This is a genomic window from Mesorhizobium sp. M0306, assembly GCF_040321655.1.
Taxonomy (GTDB): Bacteria; Pseudomonadota; Alphaproteobacteria; order Rhizobiales; family Rhizobiaceae; genus Mesorhizobium.
The window spans coordinates 140,218-162,395 of the sequence record NZ_JAMYRY010000001.1 but is presented as its reverse complement, the minus strand read 5'-3'; the positions used below and the strand labels follow the sequence as shown (position 1 = coordinate 162,395).

General features: G+C 63.6%; 21 protein-coding genes. 7 read left to right on the top strand and 14 right to left on the bottom strand.

The genetic code is table 11. The features are described from left to right. Nucleotides 1-198: 198 nt before the first annotated feature. Together NKI95_RS00870 and leuA are read right to left on the bottom strand one after the other, a co-directional pair. Entirely contained in the window at nt 199-1,989 is a 1,791-nt protein-coding gene (locus NKI95_RS00870) for a tetratricopeptide repeat protein (RefSeq protein ID WP_352713285.1), read from the bottom strand. A 143-nt stretch (nt 1,990-2,132) separates the two neighbouring features. Then, entirely contained in the window at nt 2,133-3,869 is a 1,737-nt protein-coding gene (gene leuA / locus NKI95_RS00865; RefSeq protein ID WP_352713283.1) for a 2-isopropylmalate synthase, read from the bottom strand. A 766-nt stretch (nt 3,870-4,635) separates the two neighbouring features. Here leuA and NKI95_RS00860 point away from each other — a divergent pair. The 3 genes from NKI95_RS00860 to NKI95_RS00850 are packed head-to-tail and all read left to right on the top strand — an operon-like array spanning nt 4,636 to nt 6,916. After that, complete coding sequence (locus tag NKI95_RS00860) at nt 4,636-5,802, top strand: ATP-grasp domain-containing protein (RefSeq protein WP_292660670.1); 1,167 nt, start codon at nt 4,636-4,638, stop codon at nt 5,800-5,802. Nucleotides 5,803-5,806: 4 nt separating this feature from the next. Next, nucleotides 5,807-6,583, top strand: a complete 777-nt coding sequence (locus NKI95_RS00855) for an esterase family protein (RefSeq protein ID WP_352713280.1) — start codon at nt 5,807-5,809, stop codon at nt 6,581-6,583. An 18-nt stretch (nt 6,584-6,601) separates the two neighbouring features. Continuing rightward, nucleotides 6,602-6,916 (top strand): nuclear transport factor 2 family protein, encoded by a 315-nt coding sequence (locus NKI95_RS00850; protein ID WP_352713278.1) that lies wholly within the window; start codon nt 6,602-6,604, stop codon nt 6,914-6,916. 19 nt (nt 6,917-6,935) lie between these two features. Here the strand turns inward: NKI95_RS00850 and NKI95_RS00845 are convergent, their stop codons facing one another. From NKI95_RS00845 to NKI95_RS00830, 4 genes are all read right to left on the bottom strand, one after another. Then, entirely contained in the window at nt 6,936-8,024 is a 1,089-nt protein-coding gene (locus tag NKI95_RS00845; protein ID WP_352713275.1) for an AbrB family transcriptional regulator, read from the bottom strand. A gap of 271 nt (nt 8,025-8,295) precedes the next feature. Beyond that, the gene (locus tag NKI95_RS00840; protein ID WP_352713272.1) at nt 8,296-8,604 is read right to left on the bottom strand and encodes a putative quinol monooxygenase; all 309 of its coding nucleotides are present in this window, start codon (nt 8,602-8,604) and stop codon (nt 8,296-8,298) included. 49 nt (nt 8,605-8,653) lie between these two features. Continuing rightward, nucleotides 8,654-9,451, bottom strand: coding sequence for an SDR family NAD(P)-dependent oxidoreductase (locus NKI95_RS00835; protein ID WP_352713270.1), 798 nt, complete (start codon nt 9,449-9,451; stop codon nt 8,654-8,656). Between the two features lie 71 nt (nt 9,452-9,522). Then, the gene (locus tag NKI95_RS00830) at nt 9,523-9,981 is read right to left on the bottom strand and encodes a DsrE family protein (protein WP_352713267.1); all 459 of its coding nucleotides are present in this window, start codon (nt 9,979-9,981) and stop codon (nt 9,523-9,525) included. A gap of 102 nt (nt 9,982-10,083) precedes the next feature. On the opposite strand from NKI95_RS00830, the gene NKI95_RS00825 reads away from it, so the two are divergent. Both NKI95_RS00825 and NKI95_RS00820 read left to right on the top strand, forming a co-directional pair. After that, on the top strand, nt 10,084-11,184 hold the full coding sequence (locus NKI95_RS00825) for a hypothetical protein (protein WP_352713264.1): 1,101 nt from the start codon (nt 10,084-10,086) through the stop codon (nt 11,182-11,184). Between the two features lie 57 nt (nt 11,185-11,241). Further along, the gene (locus NKI95_RS00820) at nt 11,242-11,487 is read left to right on the top strand and encodes an antitoxin (RefSeq protein ID WP_352713261.1); all 246 of its coding nucleotides are present in this window, start codon (nt 11,242-11,244) and stop codon (nt 11,485-11,487) included. A 385-nt stretch (nt 11,488-11,872) separates the two neighbouring features. Here NKI95_RS00820 and NKI95_RS00815 read toward each other — a convergent pair whose 3' ends face one another. From NKI95_RS00815 to NKI95_RS00795, 5 genes are all read right to left on the bottom strand, one after another. Continuing rightward, nucleotides 11,873-12,802 carry a cation diffusion facilitator family transporter gene (locus NKI95_RS00815; RefSeq protein WP_352713258.1) on the bottom strand — a complete coding sequence of 310 codons (930 nt, stop codon included), beginning with the start codon at nt 12,800-12,802 and terminating at the stop codon, nt 11,873-11,875. Nucleotides 12,803-12,834: 32 nt separating this feature from the next. After that, nucleotides 12,835-15,024 carry an anthranilate synthase gene (locus tag NKI95_RS00810; protein WP_352713255.1) on the bottom strand — a complete coding sequence of 730 codons (2,190 nt, stop codon included), beginning with the start codon at nt 15,022-15,024 and terminating at the stop codon, nt 12,835-12,837. Nucleotides 15,025-15,249: 225 nt separating this feature from the next. Further along, on the bottom strand, nt 15,250-16,305 hold the full coding sequence (locus tag NKI95_RS00805; protein WP_352713252.1) for a M14 family metallopeptidase: 1,056 nt from the start codon (nt 16,303-16,305) through the stop codon (nt 15,250-15,252). A 139-nt stretch (nt 16,306-16,444) separates the two neighbouring features. Next, a complete protein-coding gene (locus NKI95_RS00800) occupies nt 16,445-17,821 on the bottom strand; it encodes an FAD-containing oxidoreductase (protein ID WP_352713249.1) in 1,377 nt (458 codons plus the stop codon). Further along, complete coding sequence (locus tag NKI95_RS00795) at nt 17,818-18,279, bottom strand: DUF4126 domain-containing protein (RefSeq protein ID WP_352713246.1); 462 nt, start codon at nt 18,277-18,279, stop codon at nt 17,818-17,820. The genes NKI95_RS00800 and NKI95_RS00795 overlap by 4 nt, the downstream gene beginning before the upstream one ends. A gap of 148 nt (nt 18,280-18,427) precedes the next feature. Between NKI95_RS00795 and NKI95_RS00790 the strand changes: the two genes are divergently transcribed. Beyond that, complete coding sequence (locus NKI95_RS00790) at nt 18,428-18,985, top strand: sugar O-acetyltransferase (RefSeq protein ID WP_352713243.1); 558 nt, start codon at nt 18,428-18,430, stop codon at nt 18,983-18,985. 55 nt (nt 18,986-19,040) lie between these two features. Here NKI95_RS00790 and NKI95_RS00785 read toward each other — a convergent pair whose 3' ends face one another. From NKI95_RS00785 to NKI95_RS00775, 3 genes are all read right to left on the bottom strand, one after another. Further along, the gene (locus NKI95_RS00785) at nt 19,041-19,550 is read right to left on the bottom strand and encodes an RES family NAD+ phosphorylase (protein ID WP_352713240.1); all 510 of its coding nucleotides are present in this window, start codon (nt 19,548-19,550) and stop codon (nt 19,041-19,043) included. Further along, nucleotides 19,547-20,032, bottom strand: a complete 486-nt coding sequence (gene parS / locus NKI95_RS00780; protein ID WP_352466799.1) for a type II RES/Xre toxin-antitoxin system antitoxin — start codon at nt 20,030-20,032, stop codon at nt 19,547-19,549. Before parS ends, NKI95_RS00785 begins: the two co-directional genes overlap by 4 nt. 362 nt (nt 20,033-20,394) lie before the next feature. Next, the gene (locus NKI95_RS00775; protein WP_352713237.1) at nt 20,395-21,384 is read right to left on the bottom strand and encodes a helix-turn-helix domain-containing protein; all 990 of its coding nucleotides are present in this window, start codon (nt 21,382-21,384) and stop codon (nt 20,395-20,397) included. A gap of 126 nt (nt 21,385-21,510) precedes the next feature. On the opposite strand from NKI95_RS00775, the gene NKI95_RS00770 reads away from it, so the two are divergent. Continuing rightward, nucleotides 21,511-22,158: a cysteine hydrolase family protein gene (locus tag NKI95_RS00770; protein WP_023679515.1), complete on the top strand. Its 648-nt coding sequence runs from the start codon at nt 21,511-21,513 to the stop codon at nt 22,156-22,158. Nucleotides 22,159-22,178: the final 20 nt, after the last annotated feature.

Sequence of the window (22,178 nt, the reverse complement as noted above, 5' to 3'; positions counted from 1 at the left end):
TCAGGATGCCGGGGGCGGTCTATGCGAGGATCAGTCTTTGCGGGAGGTCAGACTTATGCGGAGATCAGTCTTATGCGGGATCAGACCTATGTGGGATCAGATTGGCCGGTTCAAATTGTGTCTGAATTGCGCTTTGGCCGTCCGGATGGCCAGTAAAATCTTCGCGATCACCTGACGTCGTGTACGCGCCGGGAGACGTCAGCTGGCGCCGCCAAGGCCGGCGGCGCGCAAGGCTTCCACCAGCCGGTTGGTCAGATCGGCGGGATATCTTCGCTCGACGAAGGTTGCGCGCGGATTGGCTGCGAATTTCGGAAATTTGGTGGACAGTTCCTGCAGCAGCCTGCTCGCCAGCTTCTCGCGGCCGGCAGCCTTGGCGCCGATCAGCCGCGCCGCCAGATAATGCGATTTCATTTCCGTCGTTCGCAAGCCGTCGCTGGCAAGCGTGGCCCTGTTCATGTCGCCCATCATGAACTCTCCGGCGAACAGCCCGTAATCCCACCATGTCGGATGGGCGCTGGCGATGTCCACGGCGTGAGCAAGGATCGGGGTGCCCTCGCTGTACCTGCCGGCGAAAACCAGCCCGTAGCCATAGGCGGCGGCCATTGCGAGATCGTAGGGATTGAGCTCATAGGCCTTGTGCATCCAGCGGATCGATTCCGCGGAATCGCCCATGCGCGAATTGAGATAACCAAGGGCGCGGTGCGCGTAGGGGCTGGTCGGGCCCATCTGGATGGCGCGATGGGCAAACGTCATCGCTTTGTCGATCGTCGCGTCGGCGGGGTAGGGATAGTGGTCCGTGACCGCTTCGAAATGCAAGGACGCGAGTTCCGAATAGACGAGCGACGACTTCGCCTCCCGGTTGGCAAGATCTTCGAGGCAGCGGTAGGCGGCTTCGTGCGTCTGGGCGTTCTGGTCGAGATAATATTTGCCGTTGAGCACCAGACACGCCGTCAGCCCGGTCTGGATGCCGCTCTGCTCGATGTAGTTGTAGATCGTGCCCGAGGCGGGAAGAGCCGAGCTCAAAATGCCGGAGATTTGGTCCTCGATGGCGGTGTTCGCGCTGTCGCCGGCGGTCAGGTTGCGTGACAGCAGCACGCGGCCGGTCGCCACACTTTGCAGCTCGAGCATGATGTCGCCGGTGCGCGGTCCGGGCAGGACGGCGAACACGAAGCTGGCGGCGTCGGTAAGTGGATCGGGCGGGCTGTCGGCATCACGGCCGATGAAATTGATGGTATCGAAGCCGCTAAGGCCGGCGCGCAGCGATGCGGCGACACGGCGAGCCACGTCGCTGTCGGCCTTGATGGCGATGTAGACCTGGGGGAGGGTTTCAACCGGAGGCGCTGCTATGCTGCCGGTCGCCACCGCGGTCTCGACCGCCGTGTCGCCGCCGGTCAGCAATACCACGCTGCCCTGGCGAAGGATCAGCACACCCAGCATCAGAATGACCAGCGCGATCGCCAGCCAGAAGAACTGCAAATGGCGCTGCAGCGAAGGTGCAGCGGGGGCCACGGCTGGAACGCTCAGCAATGCAGCCGGATGTGCCCGGTTGCGGGCATCCTGCGGCGATCCGGGTGGGGCGGTCGCCGCCGCCTCCTCTGTCGCCGGCTGCGGCTTGCCCTCTGCCTCGGCCTCCACCGGCAAGCGAATGGCGTTGAGTTCGTAGGATGGAACATAGCCGCCGCGCGGAATGGCGATGCGGACCGGTTCGGCAACGCCCTCATTGGCGAAATACTGCTGCAGAAGCTCGCGCAGCCTGCCGGCCTGCACCCGCACCACCGCATCGGTCGACGGATCGAAATCGCCGTCCTTGCCAAAAACGTCCATCGCTATGGAGAAGCCCTTGAGCCGGTCGGCTTCGCCTGCCTGCTCGCGCTCGACCAGGTAGCGGAGCAGCTTGCGCGCGCGCTCGGATCGTCCGAACGTTTCGCTGGCAAGCAATCGCTCCAACGTTTCGCGCACTGCGGGGGCGGCAGGCGTGGTATGCTGCAAGTGTCGATCCCTTCGAATTCGGCACAGGTTGAGGTACGATCATATAGCGCTGGCGGCGCCATACAAGCATGTGCTTATGGTGCGATAGCGTACCCACCCGATAAATATCCGGTGGGCTAATGGCGCGAGCCCGGTAGTCTCGGCTAGCCGTCCTTTCGGCCGACGATGCGGTTGGCGGCCGAAACGACGGCTTCGAGCGAGGCGGCGACGATGTTGGTGTTGATGCCGGCGCCGAACAGCTTGCCGCCCGGATGTTCCATCTCGACATAGGAAATGGCCGAGGCATTCGAGCCGCGCTGCATGGAATGCTCGGAATAATCGAGCACCGACATCGGCACCCCGACATGGCGCGACAGCGCATCGACGAAGCCGTCGATCGGGCCGGTGCCGGTGCCTGATATGGTCACCTCCTTGCCTCTGTCGAGGATCACCGCTTCCACCACGCGCCGGCCCTTGACCCCGGTGTCGGGGTAGGTGTGGTGGTCGAGGAATTTCAGCCGCGCGCCGGGCTGGTCGACATAGGTGTCGAGAAAGCGCTCGTAGATGCGCTTGGCCGGCACCTCCTTGCCTTCGGCGTCGGTGATCGCCTGGATGGCCTGGCTGAACTCGATCTGCAGGTTGCGCGGCAGGTTGAGGCCGTAATCCGCATGCAGCACATAGGCGATGCCGCCCTTGCCGGACTGCGAGTTGATGCGGATGATGGCTTCATAGCTGCGGCCGACATCGGCCGGGTCGATTGGCAGATAGGGCACCTCCCAATGCGGCGTGTTGGCCTTGCGCAGCGCCTTCATGCCCTTGTTGATGGCGTCCTGGTGCGAGCCGGAAAAGGCGGTGTAGACGAGCTCGCCGACATAGGGATGGCGCTCGGGGATCTTCAGCTGGTTGGAGTATTCGTAAACGTCCTTCATGCGGTTGATGTCGGAGCAATCGAGCTCGGGATCGACGCCTTGCGTGTACATGTTGAGCGCCAGCGTGACGATGTCGACATTGCCGGTGCGCTCGCCATTGCCGAACAGCGTGCCTTCGACGCGGTCGGCGCCCGCCATCAGGCCGAGCTCGGTGGTGGCGATGCCGGTGCCGCGGTCATTGTGCGGATGCAGCGAGATCAACAGGTTCTCGCGATTGTCGAGGTTGCGGCACATCCATTCGATGCGGTCGGCATAGATGTTGGGCGTCGACATCTCGACCGTGGAGGGCAGGTTGATGATCAGCTTGTTTTCCGCCGTCGGCCTGACGATCTCGGTGACGGCGTTGCAGATCTCCAGCGCCACGTCGAGCTCGGTGCCGGTAAAGCTCTCCGGCGAATATTCGAAACGGTAGCCGCCGCCGGCCTTCGCGGCCATGTCGGTGATCATCTTGGCCGCATCGGTGGCGATGCGCTTGATGCCGGCGACGTCCTTCTCGAAGACGACGCGGCGCTGCAGCTCGCTGGTCGAGTTGTAGAAATGGACGATCGGGTTGGTGGCACCCTTGAGCGCCTCGAAAGTGCGGGTGATCAGTTCCGGCCGGCACTGCACCAGCACCTGCAGCGAGACGTCGGCAGGCACGTTGCCTTGTTCGATGCACCAGCGGGCGAAATCGAAGTCGGTCTGCGAGGCCGACGGAAAGCCGATCTCGATCTCCTTGAAGCCCATGTCGAGCAGCAGGGCGAACATGCGCGCCTTGCGTTCCTGGCCCATCGGATCGATCAGCGCCTGGTTGCCGTCGCGCAGGTCGACCGAGCACCAGATCGGCGCCTTGTCGATCACTTTCGAAGGCCAGGTGCGATCGGCAAGACCGACGGTCGGATAGGGCTGGTATTTGCGGGCGGCGTCCGGCATGCCCCTCGCGGGCTTGGCGGTTTCCTCTACATTCAGACGGATATCTTCTCGTGCGTTCATCGTCTTTTCTCCCGGCGGCTCGCGGATCCAGCTTCAGGCGGATTGGTGGCGAGCGGCGCCTTTACCAGAATTTCGTTCGCTTGATGTGACTTGCCAATTTGGCCAAGGAGCGTGCGCGTGAGCGGCGAATTCGACCGCCGGGCGCTCCTTCAGCGAACCCGGCGATCGCCGATAAGGCCGAGAAGCAGCAGGGTGGAGGCAAGCGCGCGAACGGTCTGGCCGGCAATGCCGGTCGGACGGGACGCAAAAGAGGTGGCGCGCGGGCTCATGGCGGATTTCATACAGGAGCGGGCAAAGCGAGGCAAGTGGGGGCCTCGCTGTCGCAGAAGCTGCGGATCCAGCCTCAAGACCTGGGTTCCTCGCCCCCGCGAAGCGGGGGAGAGGTGGCCGCAAAGCGGCCGGAGAGGGGGCCTTCATAGGCGCAGTTCCCTCTCCGTCTCGGCTTCGCCGAGCCACCTCTCCCCACTTTCGTGGGGCGAGGAACCCAGGCTGCAATGAAGGCGCGGCGCTGACAGGAAGCGATTTTTCCTGATTATAGCAACTTTGTTCTTGCTTTGTGCCGGCAGCTATGCTACTAATTTGGGTATGGTGCTGATTGGCACCGAGGACCCGCCGTCGAGGCGGGTTTTTTATTTCACGGTTTTGGCGTCACCTTTCGCGGACCCAACCGCTCACCTGATCCAGTTGCTCTTCCCCGAGCCCGGCAAATGCGCCAGAGTCGATTGTCGGCGGGGGTGCGATGGCTCGCCGCCGGGAGGAATCGTCCATGAACTTCGTGTTCTTCTCGCCGCATTTTCCAGCCAACGGCGCCGATTTCTGCGACCGGCTGAAGAAGGCCGGCGCCACCGTGCTCGGCATTGGCGATGCGCCGTTCGATGCGCTGGACGGCAAATTGAAGGCAGCCCTTTCGGAATATTACCGCATCGAGGACATGGAGGAGTACGAGCCGGTGTTCCGGGCGATCGGCCATTTCATCCACAAATGGGGCCGCGTCGACAGGTTCGAATCGCTCAACGAGCATTGGCTGGAGCTGGAAGCCAATATCCGCACCGACTTCAACATCTTCGGCACCAAGCTCGACTTCGTGAAGAATTTGAAACGCAAGAGCCGCATGCGGGCATTCTTCCGCAAGAGCGGCGTCGAAACCATCCCGCAACGCAAATGCTCCGACCGCGCCGGCGCCATGACTTTCATCCGCCGCGTCGGCTATCCCGTGGTGGTGAAGCCGGATTCCGGCTCCGGCGCCTCGAACACCTTCAAAATCTCCAACGCCGGCGAACTCGACCGGTTCTTCAGGGACAAGCCGGAAGGCGTCAGCTTCGTCATGGAGCAGTTCATCGAAGGGCTGGTGGTGACCTATGACGGGCTGGTCAACCGCGACGGCGAGGTGGTGCTGGCCGCCAGCCACCGCTATGACCAGAGCGTCATGGAGGTGGTCAACCGCGACCGCCATATGAGCTATGTCTGTTTTCCCGAGATCAGCCCGGCGGTCGAGGAGGCCGGCAGGAAAATCCTCAAGGCGTTCGACGTGCGCGAGCGCTTCTTCCACATCGAGCTGTTCGAAACCAGGGACGACCGGGTCATCGCGCTGGAGGTCAACATGCGGCCGCCCGGCGCCTGGATGACCGATGCCATCAATTACACCTTCGATATCGATGTCTATGCCGCCTGGGCCGACATGGTGGTCAAGGACGCCGCCGGCGGCCCTTACAGGGGCAAGTATTTCACCGCCTATGCCAGCCGCAAGCGGCACCTCAACTATGTGCACAGCCATGCCGACGTGCTAGCCGCCCATGGCGACATGATCGTCCATCATCACGCCATCGAGGAGGTTTTCAGCCGCGCCATGGGAAACTACGCCTATCAGCTGCGCTCCACGGACCCGAAGGCGCTGCGCCGGGCGGTCGACTACATCCATGCGGAAAAGGCGTAAGGCGATGGACGTTTCCTACCACAAGGGTTTTGGCCGCAACCTCGGCCGCGACATGGAATACAAGCGCTACGGCCATGCCGGCCGGCCCGTGGTTGTGTTCCCGACTTCGCAAGGGCGGTTCTACCAGTTCGAGGATTCCGGCGCCGTCTCGGCTCTCGCCGAGTTCGTCGACACCGGTCGCATCCAGTTGTTCACGCTGGACGGCATCGATGCGGAATCCTTCTTCGACCGTCATGCCGCGCCGGCCCATCGCATCGCCCGGCATGAAGCGTATTTCCGCTATGTGCGCGAGGAGGCGCTGCCGGAACTCCTGTCTGTCGCAGCCGAGGCCAATGGCGGGCGTACGCTGAAGCCGCTGTTTTGCGGCTGCTCGATGGGCGGCTATCATTCGTCGAATTTCGTCTTCCGCTTTCCGGAACTGGCCAGCGGCGTCATCGCGCTGTCGGGGGTCTATTCGACCCACGATTTCTTCGGCAGCGCGCTCGACGGACAGATTTTCTTCAACTCGCCGCTCGACTACCTGCCGGGTATCGTCGATCCGGGGCTGCTTGTCAGGCTGAAGGCGCTGCGGCTGATCTTCTGCTGCGGGCAGGGTGCCTGGGAGGAACGGATGCTGGCCGATACGCAGGCGCTGGAACAGATCCTGCGCGACAAGTCGATTCCGGCCTGGGTCGACTACTGGGGCGGCGATGTCGCCCATGACTGGCCGTGGTGGCACAAGCAACTGGTCTATTTCTTCGCCCGCTGGCTGGACGACGATCTGATGCACCGGCTGGATTAGGCCACCTGGAGGAAGGAAATGACCACGCCCGATGCCATCCGCCGCTTTGTCGAAGCTACCAATGCCGGCGACACCAAAGCTTTCCTCGAGACGTTCACGGCCGATGCCTTTCTGAGCGACTGGGGCAGGTCGTTCCAGGGCCGCGACCAGATTGCGCGCTGGAACCAGTCGGACAATATCGGCGTGCAGTCCAGGCTCCGCATCCTCGGCATCGCAGCGGAGGACGGCACCTGGCGCGTTCGCATCGCGGTCGAAGGCAACGGTTTCAACGGCGAGGGCGATATGGTCTTCACGCTGGACGGCGAGCGTATATCGAGCCTGGTGATCAGCTGACGCGCTGCCCGGCTGGTCTTTACTCCCGCAGGCTTCTCGCCACCAGCCGCGCCACGCTTGGGCCGACCAGAAGCACGATCAGGAAGCGTGCCGATTGCAGCGCCATGACGAAGGATATGTCGACATGCTGCGCGGCGGCGGCGATGATGGCGACGCTGTCCATGCCGCCGGGGCTGGTTGCCAGATAGGCGGTCAGCGGATCGATGCCGAGCAGGCGGCTGATCAGGAAGGCGAGGCCGCCGCAAAAGACGATCAGGGCAATGATCGAGCCGACAATCTGCGGCAGCGCGCGGGCCGCGTGGCGCAAAATGGCCCTGGTGAAATTCAGGCCGATGCTCCAGCCGATCATCGTATAGCTCAAGGCGAGCAGCCAGGGTGGCAACTGCATGGTCACGCCGAGCCCGAGATGCATCACGGTGCCGAAAATGAAGGTGCCGAGGAAAAACGGCGACGGCAGCCGGAAAAGCTTTCCGGTGAGGCCGCCGACCAGCGCCACGCCGAACGTTGCGGCCAAGCCCTGCGGGTCGACCGGTGGGAACCAGACGATGGCTGGCACCTCGATGCCTGAGGTGTCGACCCAAAGCTTGGCCACCAAGGCTGCCGTCATCGAGACGCAGATGACGCGCAGATATAGCATGAAGGCGACGAGGCGCTGGTCGGCGCCGAAGGCACCGGCCATCAGCACCATGGCGGTGGCGGCGCCCGGCGACGAGCCCCAGACCGCGGTGGTGCCGGGCAGGATGCGCCAGCGGCTGATTAGCCAGCCGAGCAGGCTGGATGCCGCGACCGTGGCCATCACGACGCCGAGGAACAGCGGCCATTCCTTGTAGAAGACGGGAAAGATATCGGCCGAGATCGAACTGGCGACCAGGCAGCCGACGACCGCCTGGGCGGAGCCGAACAGAACCCGCGGCACGCGCACCGTGGCGCCGTTGGTGCCGGCAGCGATGGCCGCCAGCATCGGTCCGATCAAGAGCGCGGCGGGCAGGGCGGCGAGTTCCAGCGCGCCGGCAAACAGCACCGAGACCACCACCAGGACCGGCCACTGCCAAGCCTTGTGGATCCGCGCCAGATGCTCGATGGCCGGCGGGTTCGGGGAAGAATCCATAGATCGGCTCTTAGACCGGTGGCGGAAAAATGCGAACCCTTTTTGAGAGGGAAAAGGGCTTAGGTGGTAATGGCATGAGCCATCCGTAGCGATCCTTCGCGCCCCCCTCTGGCCTGCCGGCCATCTCCCCCTCTAGTGGGGAGATTGGCAGCTTCGCCGACAGCGCTCTTCTTTGGAGGTTGGCGAAGGCCGAAGTGACATTCAATCTCCCCACTAGAGGGGGAGATGGCCGGCAGGCCAGAGGGGGGCGCTGTCCCGCCGGCCTCTCCCTCTATCCCGCCTTCACCGCCGGCAAGCCGAAGCCGCCAACAGGATGCGTTTCCACCTGGAACTCGAAGCCGGCGATGATCGGCCGTGCCTTGGCGATTGCCGCCTGGACTTCGGGCAGCTGCAGCGAAGCCTTGTGGCTTTCGGCGTCGGTCCACACCTCGGTCACCCAGATCGCGTCGGCATCGGCCGGGTCGGTGGCGATGATGTAGTTCAGGCAGCCGGGCATGGCGCTGGTGCTGGCGAGCAGGATATCCATCATTGCGTCACGCTGGCCGCGCATTGCCCGCATCTTGCCGATCAGTCCGTACATTCGCTTTGCTCCGTTGAGATGACGCAACCAGGAGTATGCAGTTCGCCGTCTACGGCATCAACTGCCCGCCATTGACCTCGATCACCTGGCCGATGATGTAGCCGCTCAACAGATCGGAGGAGAGGAACAGATAGGCGCCGACGCAGTCCTCGGCGGTGCCGGCGCGGCCCTGCGGGATGGTGGCGATCATGCCTTTCATCTGGTCGTCGGTCGAGTAGCGCTCGTGGAAAGGTGTCGCGATCGTGCCGGGCGCCACCGCGTTGACGCGGATGTTGAAACCGATCAGCTCCTTGGCCATGCCGCGCGTGACGTTGGAGACGAAGGCCTTGGCCGAGCCGTAAAGGCCGGCGCCGCCGCCGGCGCCGTTGCGCGCGGCGATCGAGGAGGTGTTGACGATGAAGCCACCCTGCCGCTTCAGCCATGGGATCGCCTTGCGCGAAGCTGTCAGCACGGAACGCGCGTTGAGGTCCATCACCGCGTCGTAATGCGCCTCGGTCTGCTCGGCATAGGACACGCGGCCGAGCATGCCGCCGGCATTGTTGACGAGGCCGTCGAGCCGGCCGAAATGTTGCGCACTGTCCTCGACGACGCGCTCGACATCGGCAGGGGTCGAGAAATCGCCCTGGGTGAGGAACACGTCGCCGCCGCCGTTGCGAATGGTCGCGGCCAGGTTTTCGGCTGCCGCACGGCTCGAATTGTAGTGCAGCGCGACGCGGCATTTCTGCGCGGCGTAGGCAAGTGCAAGCGCCGCGCCGATGCCGGTCGAGGCGCCTGTGACCAGGACCGCCTTTCCGGCAAGGTCGGGGATGACCAGAGAGGGGCTGACAAGGGTGGTGGTGGCTGGCACGTCTATTCCTCCGGGGACTCTGCCTGCTCTTCGTAGGCCCTCGCAGTCCTCGCGTTCAAGTCCGTAAAAGCCTATGGCCTGAGATAGGCGTAGCCTTGGCGTTGCAATTCGGCGAGCTTGACGACGCCACCCCGGTCGGCTGCATGGAAGCCGTCGAGCAGGTCGGCCAGGCCGATATCCATGCCGTGCATGGTATTGGCGCAAGCGTGCGGGCTGAGCCCATCCTGGACAAGGCCGGCGAACCGCCCGGAAATGGCGGCCGATATGCCCTTCGACTTGAAGGCGGCAAGTGCTGGGCCGTGCACGACAAGCGCGATGTCGACTTTGCCGTCGGTGCCTTCGAAGTGGTTCTTGATGTTGCCGAGCACGAAATTGACCTTGTCGAGGTCGCTGAGGTGATAGGCGACCTTTTGCCTTTCTTCTTCGGAAGCCGCCGGCTTGACTTCATTAGCTGCTGCCTTGATCGGGCGCAGCCCGAAAAGCCCGGCGGCCCCGGCAAGACCGACGCGGAAAATATCGCGGCGTCGCATGGCTTCATCTCCCATTTAGCCGGCCCGCGCAAATTGCGTGGCCTCGGCCTCGATCCTAGCATAAATTGACGCCACGTCTTGTCGGGGCAATGGAGGGGTAGCATGACGTCGAGGACCATAATGGGGACCTTTGTGGGTGCCGGGCTCGGGGTTGCCTTGCTTGCCGCCGTCGCCGGCGCTGCTTTCGCCGATGACACGCTCAAACTCACCGAGCTCAGCCCCGACGGCAAGGACGCCTGCTTCGGCCGCGTCTACGACGCCGCGCATCTCAAGTCGCATCCGCACCAGAAGGTAACGCGCATCTTCTTCTATTACGGCCGCGATCCGGTCAGCCGGCCAAACGAGGAGCCGAGCGCCGGCATCGATTCCTCCTACAATGGCTTCATGGCGACGACGGTGCGCGGCGCCGAGGCGCCGGAATGGCTCGGCGGCTGGTGCAGTCATGAGTCGGAGGACGGCAAGACCGGCCCGATCCGTTGCGGCATGGACTGCGATCGCACCATGGCGTCGCTGAAGGTCGACGACAAAGGCCGGCTGATCGTCTCGGACGTGCAGCCCGACCTCTATCTCGACGCCGGATCGGAAGACGAGCTCGGCAAGGCGGAGTACGAAAGGCAGGCGCTGGGCAAGGACGACAACGGCTTCAGGCTCGACCCGATGCCGGCCGCGACCTGCAAGGCGGAGTTCGCGCGCATCGACCCGATCGACCCGGCCCTTGGCCCGCCATTGCGTGAGCGACTGAAGCTGGACCAGGCCTTCTGCTACGGACGCGACTACGATGCGGCGCATCTCGGCTTGCATCCAGACCAGCTGACCCAGTCGATCAGGGTGTTCCGCGGACCGGTCGAGTTGGCGTCTTTCGCCAAGGAGGGCGATCCGGCCAATTGGCCAAGCGGCGCCGATATCGCCGTTTCGGTTAGCACGCGGCAGAAATCGGCCAAGGTCACGCAGGTCTATAACTGCCAGGGCGAGGGCGACCAATGGCGCTGCGCGGCGAGCGCGAAGACGGGTGCTGCCACCTGCGACATCGCGCAAAAGGAGGTCTTCCTTCGCCGCGGCGCCAACGGCACGATGATGCTGGCCAACCCGAACAGCGGCCTGCCGATCGTCGATCTGTGCTCGAAGGCGGCGGAAGGCGACACCGGCTCCGACGACAAGGTCTACCGGCTGGAGCCGATGCCGCAGGCGGCCTGCGGGCCGTGATCAGGGTTCGGGACCCCAGGTTCGAAATTGGCCGAATGTGACGAGGAGGTGGATGCCATGCGCAAGACAAGGGTGTTTTGGTCCGGCCGCTCGCAGGCGGTGCGCTTGCCAAAGGAGTACCGTTTCGACACCAAAGAGGTTTTGATCAGCCGCCACGGCCAGAGGGTCATTATCGAGCCTCTTGCGCAGGACTGGGCCTGGCTGGACGGAGTGATAGGTCCGCTTGACGACGATTTCGCGGAGGCGGCGCTGGAAAGTCCGTCGGATCAGGAGCGAGCCGCCCTTGGTGTGGTCTTTAGCTGATCTCGCTCCTCCAAAGGGACTGTGGAGGTCGGCGCCGCCCCTAATTGCCAATCGACAACGCTGGTGATTGGCCAAAAGTCACCATCCCTTCGTCATCCCAGGGCGGAGCAGGAGCGAAGCGACGTCGCGGAGACCCTGGGATCCATGCCGCGATATATGCGGCACACGAAGGCGGACCAGAATCGAGAGTGCCACTTCGTCACGGCGGGTTAGGAGCGGGGTGACACATTCCGACCCGCAGCATTCTTCGGCGGATGTTACGGCATGGATCCCAGGGTCTGCGCTCCGCTTCGCGTCGCTCCGCCCTGGGATGACGAAGGGATGGATGTCTCAGCTAATCTCCAAGATATATGCGCTACCAACGAGGAGACCGATCTGCGCCACCTCACGCGAAGGGCACGGCGGTCGTGCCCTTGGGCAGTTTCGCCTCGTCGTCGGGCTCGACATGGATGATGACGCGGACGGAAGGGATCTCTGCCTGCAGCGCGTCCTCGATGCGGTCGCAAATGACGTGGCTGGCGCCGACCGACATGTCGGCGTCGACGACCAGATGGAACTCGATGAAGGTGGCGCGGCCGGCGATGCGCGTCTTCAGGTCGTGGACCTCGAGCGCGCCCTTGCAATTGGCCGAGATGATGTCGCGGATGCGGATATGTTCCTGAGTGTCCACGGCGCGGTCCATCAGCCCGTTCATCGACGAGCCGATGACGTGCCAGCCCTGCCATAGAATGTTCAGCGCCACGATCACGGCAAGAGCCGGATCGAGAACCTGCCAGCCGGTCAGCACGGCGCCGACCAGGCCGATGAACACACCGACCGAGGTCGCCACGTCGGTCATGATGTGCCTGCCGTCGGCGACGAGAGCCGGCGATTTTTCACTCCGTCCGGTGCGGATCAGCGTCAAGGCCCAGACTGCGTTGATGACCGTTGCGACGCCGTTGACGGCAAGGCCGGTCCATGGCTGTTCCAGCGGGGCCGGATGCTGCCATGACCACCAGACCTCGTTGAGGATCAGCAAGGCGGCAAGCACGATCAGCACGCCTTCCAGGACGGCCGAGAAATACTCGGCCTTATGGTGGCCGAACGGATGGTCCTGGTCGGCTGGCTTGTAGCTGACCTGGATTGCCCAATAGGCGGCGGCCGAGGCAATGACGTTGACGATCGATTCCAGCGCGTCCGAATAAAGCGCAACCGAGCCGGTGATGTACCAGGCGGCCAGCTTCAGGCCGAGCACGACGAAGGCGACAATGATCGACCAGAAGGCGAGGCTGGCGACCTTCTGCCTGGCGGCGGCCTTGATTTCTGCCGCGGTCATTGGGGAAAAGATCCCAACACTGAGCCCTCGAATTAAGCGGCCTTTTCCTTGGCCTTCCGCGGCAGGTGCGCGACGATGTTCTCGATGATGCGCATGCCGGCATTGTGGCCGAGCGTCATGATCGATTCCGGGTGGAACTGCACCGCAGCGATCGGCTCCTTGCGGTGCTCGAAGGCCATGATGATGCCGTCTTCGGTCTCGGCGGTGACGACAAAACCATCGGGCAGCCGCACCGGATCGGCGAAAATCGAATGGTAGCGGCCGACCGTCACCTCCTTGGGCAAGCCGGAGAAGATGATGCCCGGCTTCGACACGCGGATGCGGGACGGTTTGCCATGCATCGGGATGTGCAGTTGACGCAGCTCGCCGCCATAGGCTTCGGCCAGCGCCTGCAGCCCGAGGCAGACGCCGAAGATCGGCAGGTCGCGCGCACGGGCTCGCTTGATGGTAGCGGCGCAGTCGAAATCCTTCGGCGTGCCGGGGCCGGGCGACAGCACGACCAGGTTTGGCTTCAGCCGGTCGAAGATCTCGTCCGGCACCGGTGTGCGCACCGTCGAGACATTGGCGCCGGTCTGGCGGAAATAGTTGGCGAGCGTATGGACGAAACTGTCCTCGTGATCGACCAGGAGGATGTTGACGCCGTCGCCGACACGCGCGGTGCTGCGTTCGGTGCTGGCGGCATTGCCTAATTTGGCGTCGCGGATGGCGGAGAGCATGGCGGATGCCTTCAGTTCGGTTTCGGCTTCTTCTTCCTCGGGAATGCTGTCGAAGAGCAGCGTGGCGCCGGCGCGCACCTCGGCGATACCGTCCTTGATGCGAATGGTGCGAAGCGTCAGGCCGGTGTTCATGTCACCGTTGAAATTGACCATGCCGATCGCCCCGCCATACCAGGCGCGGGGGCTCTTCTCGTTCTGCTCGATGAAGCGCATGGCCCATAATTTCGGCGCGCCGGTAACGGTGACGGCCCAGGCATGCGACAGGAAGGCGTCGAAAGCGTCCATGCCTTCGCGCAGCCGCCCTTCGATGTGGTCGACGGTGTGGATCAGGCGCGAATACATCTCGATCTGCCGGCGGCCGATGACGCGCACCGAGCCCGGCTCGCAGACCCTCGATTTGTCGTTGCGATCGACGTCCGAGCACATGGTGAGTTCGGACTCGTCCTTCTTCGAATTGAGCAGCTTCAGGATCTGCTCGCTGTCGGAGATGGCATCGTCGCCGCGCTTGATCGTACCGGAGATCGGGCAGGTCTCGACGCGGCGGCCGTTGACGCGCACGAACATTTCCGGCGAGGCGCCGATCAGATATTCGCCCTCGCCGAGATTGATGAAGAAGGAATAGGGCGAAGGGTTGATGCTCTTCAGCTTGCGGGAAATCTCGGAGGGCTGGGTTTCGCAGCGTTCGTAGAACATCTGCCCCGGCACCACTTCGAACAGGTCGCCGCGCTCGAAGCTCTTCATCGCCTTGCGCACCAGCTTGGCATATTCGCCGGGCTCGTGGTCGCCGCGCGGCGGGATGCGGTCGGCGGTCATGAACGGCTCGACGATTTCGTCGCGCGGCAGGCCTTCGGTCGAGAAGCCATCGCCGGAATAGTCGTAGCGGTCGGTCCAGGCCTTGGTCGAATAATGGTCGACGACGAGGATCTCGTCGGGCAGGAACAGCACGAGATCGCGCTGGCTTGGCTTGCGCTCGAGCTTGTAGTCGACCGGATCGAACTGGAAGGCGAGGTCGTAGCCGAAGGCGCCATAGAGACCGAGATTGGCGTCTTCCTCGGTCTTGAACAAAGCGGTGATGGCGCGCAGCACGGTGAAGACGGAGGGAACGCGGCTGCGTTCCTCCTCGGTGAAGACACGGCCGGGCTTGGCGACTTCGAGGCGGATGAGCTTGTTCGACGTCTCGGCGATCGTGACATCGTCAAGGCCGGCAAGCACCGTGCCGATCACCGGCAAAAGCACCTCGCCGCGGCGGTTCAGCGCCTCGATGCGCATGCCGCGGCCGCGTGCCGAGATCACCAGCGGCGGATCGATGATGGCGGTGTCCCAGCGCGTATAGCGGCCGGGATATTCGTAATTCGAGGAAAACACGGCGCCGCGGCGCGAATTCAGGCCATCGACATAGCCGTCGATCGCCCCTTCATATGGCCGGTCATGGCGCTGGCGGGTAATCGCCACGCCACCCGCCGTGACGAAGCGCTCGGCGCCATTCTCCAGAATTTTCGTCGTCATTGCCGTCTCCATCAGCGTCTTTGGGGCAACGGACCCGGGAATGGCTTGAAAAAACAAATGGCCGCCCGGACATTCCGCTGCGGCCACCCTCTCTTGTCACGCGAACGCGTTCGAACAGGCCGCTGTCAGCGAGCCCACCACCAAATGGTCTTGATCGAACGCATATTCATGGCGATTCCCATAGCGGCGATTGGACGGCCGCGCAACTGGATTCAAAGGAAGGCCTCAATCCTCCAGCGTCCCGGACCTTGCATCGGCGCTCTTCCTGTCGCCGACCAGCTTCAAGAGGTCTTCGCCGGCGCGGATGATGCGGCGGGAACGCCGTGTCAGGATGAGGCCCGCTTGCGGCGCCAACACTTCCGTGCGGCCGTCGGGCTCACCCGGCGCGTGGACGATGGTGGCAAGCCGCGCACCCTTGGCGACCCGGTCGCCCGGCTTCACGTCGTAGAGGATCGCGCCCGAGCGGGGCGCCGGCATCATCTCGATGTTTTCGATAGGAGCGACGAGCCCTACGAAGCTGCCAGGCGCGGGCAGCGCCTGATCCCGGATGATGCCGCGCCCCACCAGCAGCCGGTAGAGCCCTTCAGCATCGACGCCGGCGAGGGCGCCGTCGACATCGAGTATGCCGCGATATTCGACGGTGGTGGCGACGCGCCGGTCCAGGCACGCGACGTCGGCGGGAACGTTTTGGTATGGCATGATCGAGGCGCCTTCGAAGGTGCCGTCGGGATCTTCGTCCCACAGCATCACCGCATCGACGCCCATGGCCGCCGCACAATCCGCCATGGCCGGCCACAGGCTGGTGTGGACGTAGAGATAGGCGAGGCCTTCATCGTCGCAATGCAGGTCGAGCACGATGTCGTGGCCGATGGAGAGCTGGAGCAACCGGACCTTAAGCCGCTGATCGGCCGTGCCAAGCGTGGTGTCCGGCAACAGCATCATGTCCGGCGCGGCCAGCAGCGGAAAGCCGCGGTTGAAGTTGGTGCGCGTGCCCAAGTGAAAACGGCCCTGGTGCTCGCCGAAATGATACTGGGCGCGGCCGATGGGATTGGCTTGGGGCACGACGGTGATATTGCCTTTGATGCGGCCTTCCGCTTCGGCTTTTCCGAGCATCGGCATCAGCGCGTCGATGGCGACGACCCCCGGCAGTTCGCCGGCATGCAGAGCCGCCTGCAGATAGGCTGAGGGTGCTGCCTTGTCACTGCCGTCAAAGCGGAAGACCGAGAATTCGTAGGAAACGCCCTCGCTGTCGCCGGCTATGCGCTCGATCGATTTCTGCATGATATTCCTCCAGGAAAGAGGCCGAACACATGCCCTTTCGCCGATACGCTGTCGATTGGTCCAGCCGGCGCCGCTATGGGCGCAAGATTCTACCCGGCCGGCGCTCGCAGCGTCGGGAGATAACGCCTGCGCCCGGCGCTCACACCAGGGGCTTGAGTTCCTGGGCGATGGTCGGCAGAAGCTCAGAGACGTTCGGGTGGATGTGCACGGCGCGCGCCAGCGTGCTGACCGGCGCCTTGGCATACATCAGGTCGAGCACGCAGTGCACCGCTTCGTCGCCGCCCGGACCGAGCACCGAACAGCCGAGGATCTCCTTGGTGTCGGCATCGACCAGGATCTTCATGAAACCTTGCGTCTCACCTTTTTCGACGGCACGGCTGACACGGGTCATTGGCCGCTGGCCGACCAGGGCGCGGCGACCGGATTTCCTAACCGCGGCTTCGGTCATGCCGCAGCGGCCGAGTGGCGGGTCGATATAGAGAGCATAGGCCTCGATGCGGTCGCTGACCTTGCGCGGATCGTTGTCAAGCAGGTTGGCGGCGACGATCTCGTAGTCGTTGTACGAGGTGTGGGTGAAGGCGCCCTTGCCGTTGCAGTCGCCCATCGCCCAGATGCCGGGCACGGTGGTGCGCAGCTGGTCGTCGACGACGATGAAGCCGCGTTTGTCGACCTCGACGCCGGCTTTGTCGAGGCCGAGATCGTCGGTGTTTGGCGTGCGGCCCAGCGCCAGCAGCACATGCGAGCCGACCGCAGCCGCCTTGCCTGGCGAGAAGGTCACGGCGATTTCGTTGCCTCGCCTGGCGAAGCGGATGTCGTCGGCGCCGAGATGGACGGCAATGGCTTCGTTTTCGAGGATCGACAAAATGGCGTCCGAGACATCCTCGTCCTCGCGGCCGATCAGACGCGGGCTCTTTTCGATGACCGTGACTTCGGAACCGAAGCGACGGAACATCTGCGCGAATTCGAGCGAGACATAGCTGCCGCCGACGACGATCAGATGGCGCGGCAGCACGTCGAGATCCATCATCGACGAGTTGGTGAGGTAGGATACGTCGTTGACGCCGGGCAAGTCGGGCACCGAGGCGCGGCCACCCGTGTTGAGGAATATCCTTTCGGCGCTCAGCAGATCGTCGCCGACGCGCACCGTATTGGCGGTCACGAAGCGCGCATGGCCGCGATAAAGCGTGCATTTGTCCATGCCGGCAATCCAGTCTTCGAGATTGCCGCGGGCGTCGTTCGAGACCTTGTCCTTGCGCGCCTTGATGGCCTTGTAGTTGACGCCGACGGGACCGGAGAGCGTCACCCCGTAATCCGCGGCGGAGCGGGCGAGATGCGCGGCATAGGCGCTTGCCACCATAGTTTTCGTCGGCGTGCAGCCGGTGTTGACGCACGTGCCACCAACCAGCTTTCGCTCGATCAGCGCCACGCTCATGCCGGCCGCATTCAGCCGGCCGGCGAGCGGTGGGCCGGCCTGCCCGGCACCGATGATGATGGCGTCGAATGTCTTTGCCGTCATGCCACCGCCGCCACGATCAGAAGCCCGCCGACGATCGCCACCGCGTCCTCGATGAAGGCGGCGGGCGGGTCCTTGCCGAAGGCGGTGGCCAGGCGCTTGCGCGCCTCGGCGCCGCCCAGCGTGCCGATCACCGCACCAACGGCGCCGGCGATCAGGCCGCCGATGGTGGCGCCACCCGTGGCGCCGATCACCGCGCCGGTGAAAGCGCCCAGGACGATGCGCGTCCCGAATTGCTGCGGCACCTTGCGGCTCGGCGTCGATGGCAGCTGGTCGGTGACCAGTTCGGCGATGGCCAGGATGGTGAAGATGCCGACGGTGATCCAGTGGCCCATGAAGCTCGCCCAGGTGCCGGCGACCGGCAACCAGCCAAGCCAGGCGCCCCAGGCGACCGCGGCGGGCGCGGTCATGGCGCGAAGCCCGGCAACGATGCCAATCAGGAGTACAAGAGTATACAGCATGATTGATCCCCTCGATGGCCGGCCTGGGACAGGTCCGAGAGGGCAGGCTACCATAGGTCCGGTATTTGACCAGAGGTGGTGTCGCCGCCGGCGCTTCCGTATTTTCACCACTTGTGCTTTGGCAAAGATTGAGACTGGAGTCGCGGCCATGGCCGGAAGCGAACGCACGAAAATGGCGGCGGGCGAGTGGTATTGCTGCCTCGATCCGGAACTGGAGGCGCTGCGGATCACGGCACGCGACGCGGTGTTCGAGCACAACAGCCTGCCACCCCGGCAGCGTGGCGATATTGGGCCTGGCATGCGGGCGCTGCTCGGCGCTGCGGGCGAGGGCGCCCGGATCGAAGCGCAGTTCCACTGCGCTTATGGCTTCAACATCTTTCTCGGCAACCGCGTCTTCCTCAATGCCGGCTGCACCATTCTCGATACGGCGCCAGTCCGCATCGGCAAGGGAACGCTGCTCGGACCCAATGTGCAGATCTATTGCGCCGAGCACCACAAGGAGGCTGCGGGGCGGCAGGCAGGGCTGGAGATCGCCAAGCCAGTCGAGATCGGCAAACACGCCTGGATCGGCGGCAGTGCCATCATCCTCGGCGGGGTCAGGATCAGCGATGGCGCCATCGTCGGCGCCGGTGCTGTGGTGACGCGCGACGTCGCGGCGAACACCACGGTGGTTGGCAATCCGGCACGGATAATCAGGAACAGCTGAGCACCGTGCTTCTGTCCCGGTCATGTCCTCGTTCTGATGGACATGGGCGGCTGTGTCACTTGGCCGGAGGTGGATGCAACCGTGTGTCGAGCGCAAACGCCTCCTGGGTCTTCATGGCGTATGCCCCCCTGGCGAGGCTCGCGTCGAAGATCAGGTTCCAGCTGTGCTGCGATACGGCGCTCGGAATCACAACGAATCGGTGCCGTTGCAGAAGATCGTCGCCAAACGCCTGTTGTCCGGAGCTCGGAATGCCCGGGCGCAACCAGTTGGGGTTGGGCACGGCGGCGGGTTCGACGATATGCACATCCGTGACATCGCTGACGATTGCTGCCGTCATGACATGCGCAACCGTGTCGAGCGCCCTGAAGCCCTTATGGACCGCAACTTCGAGGATCGCAGTCGAGGGATCGATCGAGCAGTAGACGGCGCGCACGCCCTTGCTGTTCCAGCGTCCGCCCACCCTGTATGCGCCCTCGCCACTATCCCATGTAGACGCAAACGCGGCTTGATCGAGGCGCCATCCGATGAGGTCGGAGCCACCAAGCGCCGCCGGCAGCGGCGTCATGCATAAACGCCATATTCAAGCCGTTCCAGATAGTCTTCTACAAGCTCGATTCCCGCCGGCGTCGCCAGAAGGTCGATTGGACGACGCTGGTCGAGCCCAATCGCCGGGCGCTCCAGCCATTGCTCTGCCTCCGCCTGCGAACCGAACACGTCGGTAGCTTTCGACAGGATCTCCGCGAACTTCCAGGTTCGTCCGCTCTGGTCCTGACTGAGAGGCTTGGAAGGAGCATCCTTGCGGCGCTGGTAGGTGCGCAGGCTCATGCCGACGGCCTTCTCCAGCGAATCGGTCTTCTGGATGAAGACGAGTTGCCCGATAAGATGGTCCAGCGCTGAAGCCGGCAGGCCGTGCAGAAGCAGCTCGTGGGCATCCAAAGCGCTGCTGAGGCGCCTTGCCAGAATACGGCTGCCGCCTAGCAATCTCGCCACTTTCTGCAGTTCATTGTTTTTTGCTGCTGGCGCAGCCTTTTCCAATGCTATCGCCACGGCGGGCCTCTTCGCGTCATCTGTCGCTTTAATACATGACAGATGACGCAGAGCCTTTCAAGGACGACAGGATCGAGAGCAGGGCAATCGCTTCGAGAAAAAAGATAGCCTATAATTCAGGCCAGATGCCAGTTCGACGTCGGCGCCGCCCCTCATCTGCCTGCCGGCATCTTCTCCCCGTATAGTGACGGGGAGAAGGGGCTGGCCGCAACCTCCGCACCCTTCTCTAACGCTGGTGATTGGCGAAATCCTTTGCGATGCGACTTTCTCCCCGTCTCTATACGGGGAGAAATGCCCGGCAGGGCAATGAGGGGCAGCGCAAACCCGAAGCGATTGCCCTGGAATCGAGCGCGAGCCGAATTTCACCTCGGCATGTGAGCCACGCGCTCCTCCTGAGCACTCTTCGAGAATTCGCGCCGGTATTGCGCCGGCGAGGTTCTGAGCCGCGCCGCGAAATGCTGGCGCAGCGAGGTGGCGCTGCCGAAGCCGGCCTCGAAGGCAATCGTGTCCATTGATTTTTCCGTTGCTTCCAGCAGCCGCTGCGCCAGCTGGACGCGCTGATCGGTCAGCCAGCCGCCGAAACTGGTGCCGATCGTTTTCTGGAAACGGCGCGTGAACGTCCGGCGGGTGAGGCCGGCGAGACTGGCAACGCTGTCCAGACTGTGCGGATCACCCAGGGTTTTGCGCACCGTTTCGAGAGCCTGGGTAAAGCGGTCCGCATTGCCGGTCCTGGCGATAGGACGTTCGATGAATTGAGCCTGCCCGCCCTGCCTATGCGGAGAAAGCACGATCTGCCGGGCAAGGCGAAGTGCCGCCTCCGCGCCGTAACGAGCCCGTACGACGTGCAGGCAGCAGTCGAGCCCGGCGGCGACGCCGGCGGATGTCACGACATCGCCATTGTCGATGTAGAGCACTTCCGGTTCGACGAGAATGTCGGGATAGAGTTCCTGCAGCTGATCCGCGTAGGCCCAGTGCGTCGCCGCTCGCCGCCCTGAGAGCAGTCCGGTCGCTGCGACAGCGAACGTTCCCAAGCACAGTCCGACGATCAGCGCGCCGCGCTCGTGCGCGCCAAGCAACGCGTCGATCAATGCCGCTGGAGGTGAACTCCCGAGATCCTTCCAGCTTGGCACGATGACGATGTCGGCGTCATCGAGCGCGGAAAGCCCGTGCGGGACGCTGATGGTCAGCCCGGCATCGGTGCGGATCGGCTCGTCCTCAATCGCGCAGACCCGGAAGTCGAAGCGCGGCAGGCCGAGCGTCGTGCGATCCGCGCCGAACACGAGACACGGCACGGAGAGATGAAACGGGCTGATGCCATCGAAGGCGATGGCGGCAACGGCAGGATCGGTCATGGCAGCACCAACAGGAGTAACAGCTAATTGTCCCAATTCTTTCGAATAATGTCAATCGGGACACTTTTTCCATCCGGTGCCGAGCCTATCGTCCACCCATCAATGTCCAACGGGAAAGGAAAACCCATGTCGCAACCAGCCAAAGGCAAAGCTCCACGCCGCGCCCTCATCGTCATCGACGTTCAGAACGACTATGATGGCGGCAACCTCGCCATCCAGCATCCGCCCTTCCGCGACAGCGTCGTCAATGTAGCGCGAGCGATGGACGCGGCCACCGAGGCAGGCGTCAAGGTGGTGGTCATCAAACAGTTGGCGCCGGAAACCTCACCGGTCTTCGCCAAGGGCAGCCATGGCGCCGAGTTGCACCCGGAAATCGCCAGGCGAAACCGCGACCACTACATCGAAAAGAACTTGCCCAGCGCCTTCACCGGCACAGACCTCGAGGAGTGGCTGCGCGCCAACTCTATCGATACGATCACGGTCATTGGCTACATGACGCATAATTGCGATCTGTCGACGGTCATCCACGCCGTGCATATGGGCTTTGAGGTGGAGTTCCTGTCGGACGCAACGGGGTCATTGCCGTACGCCAACAGCGCCGGTTACGCTTCGGGGGAGGAAATCCATCGCGTGGTGACGATCGTCCTGCAGTCGCGCTTCGCGGCCGTTCTCAAAACCGCCGAGTGGATCGATTGCCTGAAGACCGGCGTTGTGCCCCAGCACGACACACCCTATGCCTCCAACCAGCGCGCGCTGGCGCGAAGCGCGGCTTAGGAGACTATTGCGAACAGGCA